Source organism: Bradyrhizobium sp. USDA 3650, assembly GCF_054057395.1.
Window position 1 is genome coordinate 308671 of record NZ_JBSRZG010000001.1, and the last position, 13739, is coordinate 322409.

The 13739-nt window shown below is 64.7% G+C and carries 14 protein-coding genes and 1 pseudogene; 6 read left to right on the top strand and 9 right to left on the bottom strand.

Features of this window, described 5'->3' with window-relative positions; all coding sequences use genetic code 11:
* Positions 1 to 40: 40 nt before the first annotated feature.
* Positions 41 to 1285, top strand: coding sequence for a threonine ammonia-lyase (locus ACVIN2_RS01470; RefSeq protein WP_456764209.1), 1245 nt, complete (start codon positions 41 to 43; stop codon positions 1283 to 1285).
* A gap of 17 nt (positions 1286 to 1302) precedes the next feature.
* Here the strand turns inward: ACVIN2_RS01470 and ACVIN2_RS01475 are convergent, their stop codons facing one another.
* The 5 genes and pseudogenes from ACVIN2_RS01475 to ACVIN2_RS01495 all read right to left on the bottom strand — a co-directional run bounded on the left by ACVIN2_RS01475 (position 1303) and on the right by ACVIN2_RS01495 (position 6039).
* Positions 1303 to 2481, bottom strand: coding sequence for an aminotransferase class V-fold PLP-dependent enzyme (locus tag ACVIN2_RS01475; protein ID WP_456764210.1), 1179 nt, complete (start codon positions 2479 to 2481; stop codon positions 1303 to 1305).
* Positions 2482 to 2570: 89 nt separating this feature from the next.
* Positions 2571 to 3149 carry a CAP domain-containing protein gene (locus ACVIN2_RS01480; protein ID WP_456764211.1) on the bottom strand — a complete coding sequence of 193 codons (579 nt, stop codon included), beginning with the start codon at positions 3147 to 3149 and terminating at the stop codon, positions 2571 to 2573.
* An 80-nt stretch (positions 3150 to 3229) separates the two neighbouring features.
* Positions 3230 to 4324, bottom strand: a complete 1095-nt coding sequence (locus ACVIN2_RS01485) for an AMP-binding enzyme (RefSeq protein ID WP_456764212.1) — start codon at positions 4322 to 4324, stop codon at positions 3230 to 3232.
* 7 nt (positions 4325 to 4331) lie between these two features.
* Positions 4332 to 5760, bottom strand: a pseudogene (trmFO, locus tag ACVIN2_RS01490) (methylenetetrahydrofolate--tRNA-(uracil(54)-C(5))-methyltransferase (FADH(2)-oxidizing) TrmFO).
* A 126-nt stretch (positions 5761 to 5886) separates the two neighbouring features.
* Positions 5887 to 6039 carry a DUF1127 domain-containing protein gene (locus ACVIN2_RS01495; RefSeq protein WP_007590701.1) on the bottom strand — a complete coding sequence of 51 codons (153 nt, stop codon included), beginning with the start codon at positions 6037 to 6039 and terminating at the stop codon, positions 5887 to 5889.
* 627 nt (positions 6040 to 6666) lie between these two features.
* On the opposite strand from ACVIN2_RS01495, the gene ACVIN2_RS01500 reads away from it, so the two are divergent.
* On the top strand, positions 6667 to 6993 hold the full coding sequence (locus tag ACVIN2_RS01500) for a hypothetical protein (RefSeq protein ID WP_456764213.1): 327 nt from the start codon (positions 6667 to 6669) through the stop codon (positions 6991 to 6993).
* Between the two features lie 66 nt (positions 6994 to 7059).
* On the opposite strand, the gene ACVIN2_RS01505 is transcribed toward ACVIN2_RS01500, so the two are convergent.
* Positions 7060 to 7884: a lytic murein transglycosylase gene (locus ACVIN2_RS01505; RefSeq protein ID WP_456764214.1), complete on the bottom strand. Its 825-nt coding sequence runs from the start codon at positions 7882 to 7884 to the stop codon at positions 7060 to 7062.
* Positions 7885 to 8014: 130 nt separating this feature from the next.
* Positions 8015 to 8923 (bottom strand): DUF2189 domain-containing protein, encoded by a 909-nt coding sequence (locus tag ACVIN2_RS01510; RefSeq protein ID WP_456764215.1) that lies wholly within the window; start codon positions 8921 to 8923, stop codon positions 8015 to 8017.
* A 333-nt stretch (positions 8924 to 9256) separates the two neighbouring features.
* On the opposite strand from ACVIN2_RS01510, the gene ACVIN2_RS01515 reads away from it, so the two are divergent.
* Positions 9257 to 9646: a DUF3597 domain-containing protein gene (locus tag ACVIN2_RS01515; protein WP_027518105.1), complete on the top strand. Its 390-nt coding sequence runs from the start codon at positions 9257 to 9259 to the stop codon at positions 9644 to 9646.
* 53 nt (positions 9647 to 9699) lie between these two features.
* Here ACVIN2_RS01515 and ACVIN2_RS01520 read toward each other — a convergent pair whose 3' ends face one another.
* On the bottom strand, positions 9700 to 9975 hold the full coding sequence (locus tag ACVIN2_RS01520; protein WP_456764216.1) for a GNAT family N-acetyltransferase: 276 nt from the start codon (positions 9973 to 9975) through the stop codon (positions 9700 to 9702).
* A 102-nt stretch (positions 9976 to 10077) separates the two neighbouring features.
* Here ACVIN2_RS01520 and ACVIN2_RS01525 point away from each other — a divergent pair, with 102 nt between their 5' ends.
* The gene (locus ACVIN2_RS01525; RefSeq protein ID WP_456764217.1) at positions 10078 to 11007 is read left to right on the top strand and encodes a tetratricopeptide repeat protein; all 930 of its coding nucleotides are present in this window, start codon (positions 10078 to 10080) and stop codon (positions 11005 to 11007) included.
* Between the two features lie 63 nt (positions 11008 to 11070).
* Here the strand turns inward: ACVIN2_RS01525 and ACVIN2_RS01530 are convergent, their stop codons facing one another.
* Positions 11071 to 11427 (bottom strand): hypothetical protein, encoded by a 357-nt coding sequence (locus ACVIN2_RS01530; protein ID WP_456764218.1) that lies wholly within the window; start codon positions 11425 to 11427, stop codon positions 11071 to 11073.
* 94 nt (positions 11428 to 11521) lie between these two features.
* Here ACVIN2_RS01530 and ACVIN2_RS01535 point away from each other — a divergent pair, with 94 nt between their 5' ends.
* Positions 11522 to 12019, top strand: coding sequence for a hypothetical protein (locus ACVIN2_RS01535; protein ID WP_456764219.1), 498 nt, complete (start codon positions 11522 to 11524; stop codon positions 12017 to 12019).
* Between the two features lie 105 nt (positions 12020 to 12124).
* Positions 12125 to 13732, top strand: a complete 1608-nt coding sequence (locus tag ACVIN2_RS01540) for an acyl-CoA synthetase (protein ID WP_456764220.1) — start codon at positions 12125 to 12127, stop codon at positions 13730 to 13732.
* Positions 13733 to 13739 lie beyond the last annotated feature (7 nt).

Below are 13739 nucleotides of genomic sequence, written 5' to 3' on the forward strand. Positions count from 1 at the left end.
GGCTTATCGCCTCAAACTGCCAAATGCCCTATGCTGTCCCATGGCCGAGTTGTCCCAAAGCATCGTCAGCGATCTCAGCGCCCTTCCAGTCTCGCTGAGCGACATCCGTGCCGCCGCCGCGACCATCCGCGACGCCGTCGTCGAGACGCCCTGTAGCTACAGTCGCACGCTGAGCAATATCTGCGGCTGCGACATCTGGCTGAAATTCGAGAACCTCCAGTTCACGTCCTCGTTCAAGGAGCGCGGCGCGCTCAACCGCCTCACCGCACTGACGCCGGAGGAGCGCGCGCGCGGCGTCGTCGCGATGTCGGCGGGTAACCACGCGCAGGGCGTCGCCTATCACGCCAAGCGGCTCGGGATTCCCGCAACCATCGTCATGCCGGTCGGCACGCCCATGGTGAAGGTCGAAAACACCAGGCATCACGGTGCCGAGGTGGTGGTGACGGGCGCCACGCTGGAGGAGGCGGCCGCGTATGCGCGCAGCCACGGCGAAGCCCATGGCATGATCTTCGTCCATCCCTATGACGATCCGCTTGTCATCGCGGGGCAGGGCACGGTCGGGCTGGAAATACTCAAGGCCGTGCCGGAGCTCGATACGCTGGTCGTTCCGATCGGCGGCGGTGGCCTGATCAGCGGGATCGCCATTGCCGCGAAATCGATCAAGCCGTCGCTGCGGATCCTCGGCGTCGAGGCCTGGCTCTACCCCTCGATGTACAATGCCATTCATGACGGCAATCTGCCGGCGCGTGGCGACACACTCGCCGAAGGCATCGCGGTGAAGTCGCCCGGCAAGCTCACGACCGAAATCGTCCGCCGCCTCGTCGACGACATTGCGCTCGTCAACGAAGCCGAGCTCGAGCGCGCGGTGGCGACCCTGATCTCGATCGAGAAGACGGTCGTGGAAGGCGCCGGTGCCGCTGGCCTCGCCGCGCTGATGTCCGACCCGTCCCGTTTCGCCGGCCAGAAGGTCGGGCTGGTGCTGAGCGGCGGCAATATCGACACGCGGCTGATTGCATCAGTCCTGACCCGCGAGTTGGCGCGCGAGGGGCGGCTCACCCAGCTGTCGCTCGACATCCCCGATAGGCCTGGCCAACTGGCTGCGGTCGCGGCACTACTGGCCGAGGCCGGCGCCAACATCATCGAGGTCTCGCACCAGCGCACCTTCTCGGATCTTCCGGCCAAGGCGACGCTGCTGCAATTGGTGATCGAGACCCGCGACAGCGCCCATCTCGACGAGGTCATGGCGAAGCTTGGCGCATCCGGATTGAGTGCGCGCTGTACCTGAGCTGTGCGCGCTCGCCGCTATCGCGGCGTCAAAACTGCCAAATGGGCGATCAGCCGATCGATCTCGGCTTCCGTATTGTAGTAATGCGGGGAGGCCCGCACCACCGGCGGCAGCGAGCGAATTTCGGCGTCGATGCGCGTGCTCGACGGATCTGAGGCACCGATCGTGATGCCGGCGGTGGCCGCGTTGCTGACAACCGCTTCCGCATCGTATCCTTCCACCGTGAAGCTGACGATGGCCCCCGGAGCGCGTCCGAGGTCGCGAATCCTGATGCCGCGAATGGACGCAAGGCCGCCCCGGAGGCGGTCCGCCAGCATGCGGCAACGCTGCTCGATCGGGCCTATCCCGATATCGAGGGCATAATCGACCGCCGCGCCCAGCCCAAGCCGGGCTGCGTAGTTGTTCTCCCAGGTCTCGAAACGGCGCGCATCGTCACGCAGCCGATAAGCGTCCCGGGAGACCCAGGGTGCGGCGAAGTGGTCGATCATCGGCGGCTCGAGCGCCTGCAGCGTCGCGCGGCGGACGTAGAGAAAGCCGGTGCCGCGCGGACCGCGAAGGAATTTACGCCCGGTTGCGGACAGCATGTCACAGCCGATAGCCTCGACATCCACCGCCATCTGTCCGACCGCCTGGCAGGCATCGAGCAGATAAGGAATGCCTCGCGCTCGCGCGATCTTGCCGACGGCCGCAGCCGGATTGACCAGCCCGCCATTGGTCGGAACCCACGTGATCGCAATCAGCTTCACGCGCTCATCGATCATGCGTTCGAGCGCGTCAACGTCGAGCTCGCCGCTGGCATCGCTCGGCACGATGTCGATCGCAACGCCTGTTCGCTTGGCGACCTGAAGGAAGGCGACATAGTTGGCCGCGTATTCCGCCTCCGCGGTCAGGATCCGATCGCCGTCGCGAAACTGAAGCGCGTAGAATGCCATTTGCCAGGCAACCGTCGCGTTCTCCATGAGCGCGATCTCATCAGGCGCGGCATTCAGCAGGCGCGCCACGGAGCCGTAGACTGAATCAAGCCGGCGGGCCTCGCGGTCGGCGGCCGCATAGCCTCCGATTTCGCTCTCCAGATCGATATGCTGCTTCATGGCTTCGACGACGGGAACGGGCATGAGAGCAGCTCCCGCATTGTGCAGGTACGCCAGCCAGGAGGTAGCTGGCGTGTCGGCACGTATTCGCTCGATGTTGATCAAGTGCGCCGCCTTTGCTCTCGCGATCGTCCCGATAGATTAGACCGGCGAGGAATGCGGACAAGAGGCCGGCTGCAGCATCTGATCTCACCTCAGATGCAGAGGCCAAGCAGCTTGATGTGGCAGCCGCTGGATTTCGGTTTGCTTGCCGGCGCGGCCTCGCGCTTCACGGCAACCAGAGGCTCCCCGTCCTTCTTGCCTTTGCCTTTGCCCTTCGGCTCATAGTCGCCGGCGATCACCATCGCCCAATAGGTGCGTTTGCCGCTGGCGTTTTTCGCGCTCGCGATGCCGACGCGGGACGCGTTGTGCAGCAGCAGATTCTTGCGGTGCCCCGACGAGTCGATCCACTGTCCGAGGGTCTTCTCGAAATTGTCGTAGCCGTAGGCGATATTCTCGGCGGCGCGGCCTGCGCCGGCCGGTGCGACCCGGCGGTTGAACGGGCCGAGGGCGTCGTGGCTGAGGTCGTCCTTCGTCGCCATCGCGCGCGCCTGGTCCATGGCGATGCGGTCGAGGGTCGAGTCGCGGACGACGCGGACCTCACCATGCTTGAGCCGGAAACTGGAGATCAGCTCGGCCGGGGACTCGGCCATCGCGGGCGCGGCGGCAATCAGCAGAAGGCCGGCAATCAGGCCGCCAACCACACGATGCATCATGTTCCCCCGAGTGCCCATGACCCCGCCAAGTCCCCCAAGCTCGAATTATCGGATCGCTTCTCTATCGCCAATGTGGACGCTTCAAGGCGTGAACCACGCTAGCCCGCCGGCAGGTCGGCCTCGAAATTGAAGCGGTCGCGCAGGTTCTTGCGCTGCTCCAGGATGTCCTTGAGGAAAGCGCGGTCCTGATCGTTCTTCATCATCGGTTCAATCAGGTCGAGCTGGTTCATGGCGACCAGTTGCAGGATCTCCGTGCGCGGCTTGCCGTCGGCGTTGCGTGGCAGCGCGTGGACGACCTGGATGTGTTCCGGCGGCTTCGGCCCCTTGGCGGCGCTGAGCTCGTTCCGCAACTGGTCTTCGAGCGCGGCCTGATCGGCTTCGACGAAGGCATAGAGCCCGACACCGGAGCGGCGGTCGGCAAAGGCGACGATGGCGGTGTCGCGCACGGCGGGGTTCCTGCGGATCAATTCCGCCAGCACCGGCGCGTCGTTGACGAGCCGCCGGCCGCCGCCTTCACGATCGGTGAAGTTGAACAGGCCGCGGGTGATTGCCCGATAGACCTTCTTGCCGGTGGCGAGCCAGAGGCTGGCGGCGAACGACTTCTTCGCCAGGATTTTTCGCTCGCGCGGCGTCAGCGCCTCGGGCGCGTAGGAGCGCTTGTGCTTGAGCAGATGCCGGAGGTCTTCATAGGCCAGGATGCGGTAAAGCCGGCCGCGACGGTCGAAGCAGGCCGCGAGCTGGAAGTCTGTCACATAGGCGCGACCGTCGCGGCCGACCAGCCAGTTCTGTTCCTTGGCAAGATCGTTGTGGCAGATGCCGGCGCGGCGCAGCCGTCGCAGCGCGGCCTTGGCCGAGCGAAAATAGGCGAGGTCGCCATGCGGTTTCGCCAGATGCAGCGCGACACCATCGACGAAGCTGCGCACCAGCGCGCGGCGTCCGGCCCACAGCAGCTCGGGGCCGACATCGAGTCCCTTGGCGAGTGCCAGCGCATGCTTCTCGCGGGCGAACAGATGGCGCGCCAAAAGGAATGACCACCACGGCACCTCGTCGAGGCGGCGCAGCACCGCGTCGACCTCGCCGGCATCGTCGCGGAATCGGCCGCGCTCGACGGTCGAGAACACGTCACGCTTGAGCAGCACGCCCTCGGTCCAGCGCGCCGAGAGTGTTGCGGCGTCGTCTTTGGGAAGGTTCATCGAAAACTCACGCCGCAGCGGCAATGCGCAGGTGATCGGCGATCCAGCGATCGAGATCGGCGAGCGCGAGCGCGCTCATCGCCTGCTTTTTGGCCACCGTCTTCTCGTTGCCGCGCAGCCGGCTTCCGTCGGGCTTCTTCGTCGGTGCGCTGGCGAGCGGCGGGAACAGGCCGAAATTGATGTTCATTGGCTGGAACGAGCGCGTGCCGGGCTCGATGGTCTCGATATGGCCGCCGGTGATGTGGCCGAGCAGGGATCCGAGCGCCGTCGTAGCAGGCGGACTCGCAAGCGTCTCGCCGCGCACGTCCGCTGCCGCGTAGAGGCCGGCAATCAGGCCGACGCTGGCGGATTCCACATAGCCCTCGCAGCCCGTCATCTGGCCGGCAAAGCGCAGTCGTGGTTGTGCGCGCAGGCGCAACTGGCCGTCGAGCAGCTTTGGCGAGTTGAGAAAGGTGTTGCGATGCAGGCCGCCGAGGCGAGCAAATTCGGCCTTCTCCAGCCCCGGAATGGTGCGGAAGATGCGTTGCTGTTCGCCGTATTTCAGCTTCGTCTGGAAGCCGACGATGTTGTAGAGCGTGCCGAGCTTGTTGTCCTGGCGCAGCTGCACGATCGCGTAGGCCTTTGTGGTGGGATCGTGCGGATTGGTGAGGCCGACCGGCTTCATCGGCCCGTGGCGGAGAGTCTCGGGCCCCCGTTCCGCCATGACTTCGATCGGCAGACAGCCGTCGAAATAGGGCGTGTTGGTCTCCCATTCCTTGAATTCGGTCTTCTCGCCGGCGACCAGCGCCGCGACGAAGCCGTCATACTGCTCCTTCGTCATCGGGCAGTTGATGTAGTCGGCGCCGGTGCCGCCGGGGCCGACCTTGTCGTAGCGCGACTGGAACCAGGCCACCGACATGTCGATGGATTCGCGGTGCACGATCGGCGCGATCGCGTCGAAGAAGGCGAGGGCGTTCTCGTCGGTCAACTCGCGGATCGCGTCGGCCAGCGGCGCCGAAGTGAGGGGGGCCGGTCGCAACGATGACGTTGCTCCACTCGGCCGGCGGCAGGCCTGCGACCTCGCCGCGGGCGATCTCGATCAGGGGATGGTCGTTCAGCGCCTTGGTGACGGCCGCGGAGAAGCCGTCGCGGTCCACCGCCAGCGCGCCGCCGGCGGGCACCTGGTTGGCGTCGGCTGCGCGCATGATCAGCGAGTTGAGGCGGCGCATCTCGGCATGCAGCAGGCCGACGGCGTTGTTGGCGGCATCGTCCGAGCGGAACGAATTGGAGCAGACGAGCTCGGCAAGCCCGTCGGTGCGGTGTGCCTCGGTCGTGCGGGTCGGCCGCATCTCGTGCAGCACCACGGGCACGCCGGATTTGGCCACCTGCCAGGCGGCTTCGGAGCCGGCAAGGCCTGCGCCGATCACGTGCACGGTATTTGATTGGGGTCCTGTCATGGGGCGGACAGGTAGCGCTTTTCGGCGGTCAGTGGAATCGCCGAGATCGAGTTTTCTGCCTCCGGATGCGACAACGCCCGCACGAGGCGGGCGCTATCGGTTCGTCCGGCTAAGGGCTGAACGATATCAGCCCTGATACTGACCGGCGGCAACGCGCGGAATGTCCGAGCGATCGAGGCCGATATCGGCCAATTCGCGATCGCTGAGCTGGGACAGCTCGGCAACATTGCGCTGATAGTCCCGGAAAGCCTGGATCATACGGATGAGCGAGAGCAGCATTGGTAGTCTCCTGTAGTTCGATTCAGCTCTTGCCCGAGCCTTATCGTTGAAATGAATATAGGTGAGAGTGGTGCAGTGCGAAAGTTCCGATGTTGCGATGCAGCTAAGCGCTGGATGCATGGCATTGGTAACGGACGATTAACCTAGGAGCACTCCCGCCCAAAGGGTGGGCGGAACAGGGGACATCGCGCTAAAAATGCCCGTTAATTCACGGAGTTGTCTTGGCTCAGCCGGTTCCATTCAGAGGTCAAATAGGCTGCTTTCCGGTCGTCGCAAGGTGATTGACTAGCTCCTATACCCAAGTCTCGCATGCGCGAATCGCATGATGGGCGGAGCGAAAAAAGTGAATTTGCGTTCATCTCGCTAGCCTGTGCGGTACCTTTCCACTGCGGCCAGCGATTCACCTGGATCGACGTGACAGACGGCGGCCAGGCAGGGACCAATTCATTCCGCTTGGTCAGCCCCAACCGCCGCCCGGGCGCGGTGCACACACGCCGAACGTGTGGCGTTGATTACAAACGTGTAATGAAAATCAGAAATTTTGCAGGTGCCTCTGCGTGGCGCGCAACATCACGCAATTCTCGCGGGGAATTCATTGCGTCAAGTTGCCGCGCCCGGAGGAAGGTGATGTCGCAGAATCCGGCAATGTCGCTGGCTCTGGCCCAAGAACAAGAGAAGGAAGGTAACGTCATGACGAAGTTACTCGGGGTTATCGCTATTGCCGCTGTCGCGTTCGCCCTCGCGCCGGCCCAAGCCGCCAAGCACGCCGCCGGCGGCTGCAGTTCGGCCAATCTGGAGAAGACCGAGACCGCGATCGAGAACATGGCCGATGGTGACGGCAAGTTCGTCGCGCAAAAGGAGATCGCAGCCGCGCAGGACTCGCTGCTCAACGGCAAAATGGGGGCGTGCGGCGCGCATCTGAACAAGGCGATGCACGCCACCATGGGCAAATAGGGGTAAAAACGCACAGAAAGGGCCGGTCGCGGGCGATCGGCCCTACGCGTTTTTGACGAGGGGCTGCTAAGGGGCGCGCGCGAGCTGGGTGGCGAAATGAGCGATGGTCTTCGAGTAGACCTCGCTTTTGTTCCACTGCTGCAGCACCGCGAAGTTCGGGCTGCCCGGCTGCCAATCCTTGCCCTTCTGCCAGCCATATCCGGCAAGATAGTTCGCGGTGGAGGCGAGCACGTCGGGGGCGTTGTGCAGGAGATCGCGCTTGCCATTGCCGTCGAAATCGACGGCGTATTTCATCCATGACGACGGCATGAACTGGGTCTGTCCGAGCTCGCCGGCCCAGGCGCCCTTCATGTCGGCCGGTGCGAGGTCGCCGCGCTGGACGATGCGGAGCGCATCCAACAGCTCGGCGCGAAACTGCTCGGCGCGGCGGCAGTCATAGGCCAGCGTCGCCAGCGAACGGATGGTCGCGAACTTGCCGGTATTGACGCCGAAATCGGTCTCGAGACCCCAGATCGCGACCAGCACCTCGCCGGGCACGCCGTAGGTCTGCTCGATCCGCGACAGCACCGAGCCGTATTGCTTCATCATGTTGGAGCCGCGCGTCAGGCGCGGCGGCACCATGCGGCCGGAAAACTCCTCGAAGGTCTGGCTGAAGACCTTCTGCGAGCGGTCGCGGTTGAGCACGCCCTGATCGAGCGTCACACCGGCGAGCCCGGCGGAAATGGCCTGTTGCGAGACGCCTTTGGCCGCGGCGTCGGTTTTGAAGTCTGCAAGCCACGCGTCGAAATTGCCCGAGCCGCAGGCAACCGCGGCGAGCGCAGGCTGAGCGGATAGGATGGATGCGGTGATGGCTAAGGCTGCGAGGGCGAGACGAGAAATCGTCGGGGTCATTCGAGCAAATAAATTCCGTGAAGTGATCTGACCGGCGGGCGCAATCTCGATGGAAACCGCGGCCAAAGCAAGGCGTATGACAGTGCGCGATCCTGCCCGCTCCGGGGCAGGATCGCACGTCACGAAATCGTCAGACGTCGGTCCGATTGCGCCAGGGGAAGAGGTTGGCGGGGAAGTCGGCGGCCGGCTTGCGTGGACGATGCGGCGGAGGCGGCACCGGACGCGCGCCCGGATCGGCCGCGATCACCTTGCGGTAGAGATGCCAGGTGGCATGGCCGAGCACGGGGACGACCACGGCAAGGCCGAGGAAGGCGGGAATCGTGCCCAGCGCCAGCAGGACGGCCACGATCAGGCCCCAGGCCGCCATCGGCACCGGGTTCTTCGCGACGACGCGCAGCGACGTCACCATGGCCTCGAACGCGCCGGCATGGCGGTCGAGCATCAGCGGGAACGACACGGCGCTGATGCAGAGCGCGGCAAGGGCGAACAGGAAGCCGGTGCCGCAGCCGACCACGATCAGCCACCAGCCTTGCCGGCTCGTGAGCACGCGCGTCAGAAAATCCGAGATCCCGGACGCGCCCTCATAGCCGAAAGCGGCGACGTAGATCGCCTGCGCGGTCGCAACCCAGGTCACGAACAGAGCCAGCAGCAGCGCGCCGAGACCGAGCATGGCGCCGAAGGATGGCGAACGCAGCACCTCCATGGCATCCCAGGCGCTGGCCTCTTCATAGCGCTCGCGCCGGCTGGAGAGCTCGTAGAGACCGAGCGCCGCGAACGGGCCGATCAGCGCGAAGCCCGCGGCCAACGGAAACAACAACGGCAGCACTGAATAGCCCATCACCACGCGGGCGAGCACGAGGCCCAGCACAGGATAGATCACGCAGAGGATGATGGCGTGGCTCGGGACCGCCTTGAAATCGTCCCAGCCGCGCTTGAGCGCATCGTGCAGATCGGAGAGTTGGATGGTTCGGATCACTGGTCCAGCCGCTTCTGCGGTCTGGGCCATGGTGGGGACATTGCCCGGGTAGAGTGTGGCCATGGTCGCTAGCTCCCTTGCCATGCGGCCGCATCTGGCGCCAGCAAACGGCGCAAGCGGCCGCTATTCTGAGTTTCGCGATCCCCAACCAGACGCGAATTCCGGGTGGCATCGCGAACTGAACGTAAAGCGTACGCCCATTTGCGAGTCCTGTCCCTCACGCTTGGGTGAGATTCGATGCCGCAGCGCAACCTCGATGATGTCATTCGGTCGTCATTTCGCCGTAGATAAGCTGATGGTGCTTGCTGGTCCGCGGAACTTTGCGGGTGCAATGACGCAACTTGGTCTATAAGTGCCACTCAAGGCCCTCCAGCGGGTCCTTTTCGGGGAGCAGACATGAGCATTTTCGGGAAAATTATGGGCGCGATCTTCGGTAGCCAGCCAGCTTCCGCCGCGCCCGCAGGCAGCGCACCGTCGGGCAGCGCGCCCGCAGGAGCCGCGCCGAGCGGATCGGCGCCCGCGGCGACGGTGGACGTTGCCTCGATCGTCGACGCGGCGGCCGCCGCGCACAAGGGCGAAAAGCTGGAATGGCGCACCTCGATCGTCGATCTGATGAAGGCGCTCGACATCGATTCCAGCCTCGCTGCGCGCAAGGACCTGGCCAAGGAGCTCGGCTACAGCGGCGACACCAACGATTCCGCGACCATGAACGTCTGGCTGCACAAGCAGGTGATGTCCAAGCTCGCGGCGAATGGCGGCAAGCTGCCGCCGGAGATCAAGCACTGACCGATCGCCCGGTCGCAATCCAAGGGCCCGCGATCGCGCGGGCCCATTTGCATTCAGGCGACGAGATCCGCATCTTCCGGATGTCTGTCGAGATAGTCGACGACGAAGCCGCAACCGGCGATCACCTTCCCGCCGTCGCGGCGGATCAATTCCAGCGCGCCCTTGACCAGCTCAGAGCCGATGCCCCGGCCGCGCAGCGCGCGCGGCGTCTCGGTGTGGGTGATGATCACCGCCGACGGCGTCAGCCGGTAATTGGCGAAGGCGATTTCGCTGCCGACATCGAGCTCGAAGCGGCTTCTGTCCTTGTTGTCCCGTACCGATGGCGCCATGGAAAATCCTTCCGACCTGCTGCTTGCCTTTGATCTAGGCGTCTGAACCGGCCCTTGCCAAGGTGCGACCAAGAGTGGTTGCCGCAGGGGAGATATCCGGAAATGCGTGTCCCGCTCAGCCTCATCGCGCTGCTCGCTGCGCTGATCTCGCCGGCGTCGGCGTCGGCGGCAGGCGGTCCGGCTTGGGAGGCTTGCGTCGGACTGGCCAGCACGCCGGACGAGCGGATCAAGGCTTGCTCGAGCGTGATCGAAACGAAGAGCGAGAGCGGAGCCCGGCTCGCCGGCGCCTATTGCAATCGCGGTCATGGTCTGACGGAGAAGCGCGAGCTCGACGCGGCGCTGTCCGATCTCGACGAGGCGGTCAGGCTCGAGCCTGGTTATGCCTGCGCCTACAACAATCGCGGCCGTGTCTACAGTTTCAAGCGCGACTATGATCGCGCCATTGCCGATTACGACCTGGCGATCAAGCTCGATCCGTTGCTGGCGCTGGCCTACAGCAATCGCGGCGAGTCGCGTTTCAACAAGGGCGATCTCGACGGTGCGTTCGCCGACTTTGACGCCGCGATCAAGCGCGATCCCAAATACGCCATGGCCTATGCCAATCGCGCACTGGTGTATTACCGCAGGCGCGACATGGCGCACGCCATCGCCGACTACACCACGCGGATCAAGCTTGCGCCCGATCTGCTCGCCTATATCGACCGCGGCAACGTCTATCGCGACAGCGAGCAGCTCGATCGCGCCGCCGCCGATTATGGCGAGGCCATCCGTGTTGCGCCGACCGACGCGCGCGGCTGGCGCAATCGTGGCATGATCCGGCTCTATCAGGGCGACAGCAAGAGCAGCCTTTCCGATTACGACAAGGCGCTGCAATACGATCCCTCCGACGTGTTCTCGTGGAACAACCGCGGACAGGCCAAGCTGCGGCTCGGCGACAAACAGGGCGCGATTGCCGATTTCAGGAAGGCGCTGGAATTAAGGCCGGGCCTGCCGACGGCGCAGGAGTCGTTGCGGAAGCTCGGGGCGTTGTAGCTCTCGCTCGCTTCTCGCGACGACGGGGCTGGATTTCCACAGGTCGTGATAAGACCGGATGCTTCAATCGGTCGCCTTGGCGAGCCTGGAATCCTCCGGCTGCGCCTGCGGGCGCAGGCATCCCTGGCAGATGACGAGGGAACGGCTGACCCTGGCGTCCTGTTCCGCCTCGATGCCGTCCTGCGCCTGCCGCCATTCCTTCGAATAGGGCTGAACCCCGGGCTGCGACCTGTTGCGCTCGGATCGGGCGATCGGTCCTGGTTCTGAGGCCGCGCGCGAATGATTGGGATTTTCACCGGCGCCGTCCCAGGCGTAACGCGTAGGCTTGAAAGCGGGATCGGAGGCGAGGTGCGCTTGTGGGCCCACCGCACACCCGGCAAGCGCCAGCGATAACAGGAGGAGGGCGGGCGCTTTGACCATGATGCGGCACTCTGTACGCGAGAACTGAGCGAGGTTGCGCCGATCATGTTTAAAATTTCCTGAACGATCGCGGCTGCGCTGGCGACCAATGCCAATGCGATATCTGATCCTCCTGCTCGTCCTGTTCGCAAACGCTGCGCGCGCCGAGAACGCAAAGCCGTTCAATCCTGTTGACTATCCGCCGGGCGTGCAGAAGGCCGTGCGCTACGCGAACGAGGAATGCGAGAGCCAGGGCGGTGGCGCGGTGACTTTTGCGCCCGATACGGTGCGCAGGATCGATCTGACCGGTGACGGCCGCGATGACTACATCGTCGATTTCCGCGACACCAAATGCGGCGATCGCGAGACGACCTATTGCGGAACCGGCGGCTGCGTCATGAACATCCTGGTCACGTTGCCGGACGGCAGTGTGCAACCCGTCTTCGATGGCCATGTCCGCAGCTACGGGATCAAGTCGAAGCCAACGAAGCGGGGTGCGGGGCGCACCATCCGCTTCGATCTGCATGGCAGCTATTGCGGCGGCTTTGGTGCGCAGGCCTGCGTCAAGGAGAAGGCCATCACGGCTACGCCGTTCGCGTTCAAGCAGCCGTAGGGCAGGCGTGCGGCCGACGGCCTTGCAGGGGTCCTGGCGATGGCGATAAATGGGCTGCAATGAGCGGGCGGCTCGCGTGCCACCCGCCGCCGAAGAGGAAGCCCGATGCAGCCCCTGCGCATGTCCCGCCGCGTCATGAATCTCGCTCACATGCTGACCCAGAATGCGCGGCGGCATGGGGCGCGTCCCGGTTTCGTCTGGGGTGACAGATCCTGGACCTGGCGCGAGATCGATGCGCAGGTCTCGGCGCTGGCGGCAGCCCTCGCGGCGCGCGGCATCGCCAAGGGCGACCGCATCCTCGTCCATTCCAAGAACGGCGACGAGATGTTCTTCTCGATGTTCGCGGCGTTCCGGCTCGGTGCCGTCTGGGTACCCACCAATTTCCGACTGATGCCGGACGAAGTGACTTATCTTGCGCAGGCCTCCGGCGCGAAGGCGTTTCTGTGCCACGTCGATTTCCCGGAGCACGCCGCGGCGGTGAAGGGTGGCGCGCTGGAATTCACCTGGAGCATCGACGGTCGGGCGCCATTTGCCGAAACGTCGGTTGCGGATGCCGTCGCGTCGCGCGCCGGCACGGTGGTCGAGAACGTCGCGGTCGAGCACGACGATCCCTGCTGGTTCTTCTTCACGTCGGGGACCACCGGCCGCTCCAAGGCTGCGGTGCTCACCCACGGCCAGATGGGTTTTGTCGTCACCAACCATCTCGCCGATCTCACGCCGGGCGTCACCGAAGCGGATGCCTCGCTGGTAGTGGCGCCGCTGTCGCATGGCGCCGGCGTGCATCAGCTGGTGCAGACCGCGCGCGGCGTCTGCACGGTGCTGCTGCCGACGGAGAAATTCGACATCGACGAGGCGTTCCGCTTGATCGAGGCGCATCGGGTCAGCAATCTCTTCGTGGTGCCGACCATTCTGAAGATGATGGTCGAGCATCCCGCCGCCGACAAATACGATCATTCCTCGCTGCGCCAGGTGATCTATGCGGGTGCGCCGATGTATCGCGAGGACCAGAAGGCTGCGCTGAAGAAGCTCGGCAAGGTCATCGTGCAGTATTTCGGCCTCGGCGAGGTGACCGGCAACATCACGGTGCTGCCGGCGGCGCTGCATGATCCCGAGGACGGGCCGCACGCGAAGATCGGCACCTGTGGCTTCGAGCGTACCGGCATGCAGGTCTCGATCCAGGACGACGAGGGCCGTGAACTCGGCGCCAACCAGAGCGGCGAGATCTGCGTGATCGGCCCCGCGGTGCTGGCCGGCTACTACGACAATCCCGAAGCCAATGCGAAGGCGTTCCGCAACGGCTGGTTCCGCACTGGCGATCTCGGCCACATGGACGAGGAGGGGTTCGTCTACATCACGGGACGAGCCTCCGACATGTACATCTCCGGCGGCTCCAACATCTATCCGCGCGAGATCGAGGAGAAAATATTGACCCATCCTTGCGTCGGCGAGGTCGCGGTGCTCGGCGTGCCCGATGCGACTTGGGGCGAGGTCGGCGTTGCCGTCTGCGTCGCGCGCGAGGGCGCCAAGCCGGTGAGCGAAGCGGAGATGGCGGCCTTCCTCTTGCCAAAAGTGCCGCGCTACAAGATGCCGAAGCGGTTCTTCTTCTGGGAGGCCTTGCCGAAATCCGGCTACGGCAAGATTCCGAAACGGATGGTTCGGGACGAGCTCGAGGCGCGCGGGCTGCTCGATCTCGACAAGACACGGGTGGGCTGAGCGAAGG

Bases quoted from the DNA above. Each gene is read 5' to 3' on its own strand.
- ACVIN2_RS01510 (WP_456764215.1), bottom strand. From the start codon at position 8,923: ATGGCCACACTCTACCCGGGCAATGTCCCCACCATGGCCCAGACCGCA.
- ACVIN2_RS01485 (WP_456764212.1), bottom strand. From the start codon at position 4,324: ATGAACCTTCCCAAAGACGACGCCGCAACACTCTCGGCGCGCTGGACC.
- ACVIN2_RS01525 (WP_456764217.1), top strand. From the start codon at position 10,078: ATGCGTGTCCCGCTCAGCCTCATCGCGCTGCTCGCTGCGCTGATCTCG.
- ACVIN2_RS01515 (WP_027518105.1), top strand. From the start codon at position 9,257: ATGAGCATTTTCGGGAAAATTATGGGCGCGATCTTCGGTAGCCAGCCA.
- ACVIN2_RS01540 (WP_456764220.1), top strand. From the start codon at position 12,125: ATGCAGCCCCTGCGCATGTCCCGCCGCGTCATGAATCTCGCTCACATG.
- ACVIN2_RS01480 (WP_456764211.1), bottom strand. From the start codon at position 3,149: ATGGGCACTCGGGGGAACATGATGCATCGTGTGGTTGGCGGCCTGATT.
- ACVIN2_RS01505 (WP_456764214.1), bottom strand. From the start codon at position 7,884: ATGACCCCGACGATTTCTCGTCTCGCCCTCGCAGCCTTAGCCATCACC.
- ACVIN2_RS01535 (WP_456764219.1), top strand. From the start codon at position 11,522: ATGCGATATCTGATCCTCCTGCTCGTCCTGTTCGCAAACGCTGCGCGC.
- ACVIN2_RS01470 (WP_456764209.1), top strand. From the start codon at position 41: ATGGCCGAGTTGTCCCAAAGCATCGTCAGCGATCTCAGCGCCCTTCCA.
- ACVIN2_RS01495 (WP_007590701.1), bottom strand. From the start codon at position 6,039: ATGCTGCTCTCGCTCATCCGTATGATCCAGGCTTTCCGGGACTATCAG.
- ACVIN2_RS01530 (WP_456764218.1), bottom strand. From the start codon at position 11,427: ATGGTCAAAGCGCCCGCCCTCCTCCTGTTATCGCTGGCGCTTGCCGGG.
- ACVIN2_RS01500 (WP_456764213.1), top strand. From the start codon at position 6,667: ATGTCGCAGAATCCGGCAATGTCGCTGGCTCTGGCCCAAGAACAAGAG.
- ACVIN2_RS01520 (WP_456764216.1), bottom strand. From the start codon at position 9,975: ATGGCGCCATCGGTACGGGACAACAAGGACAGAAGCCGCTTCGAGCTC.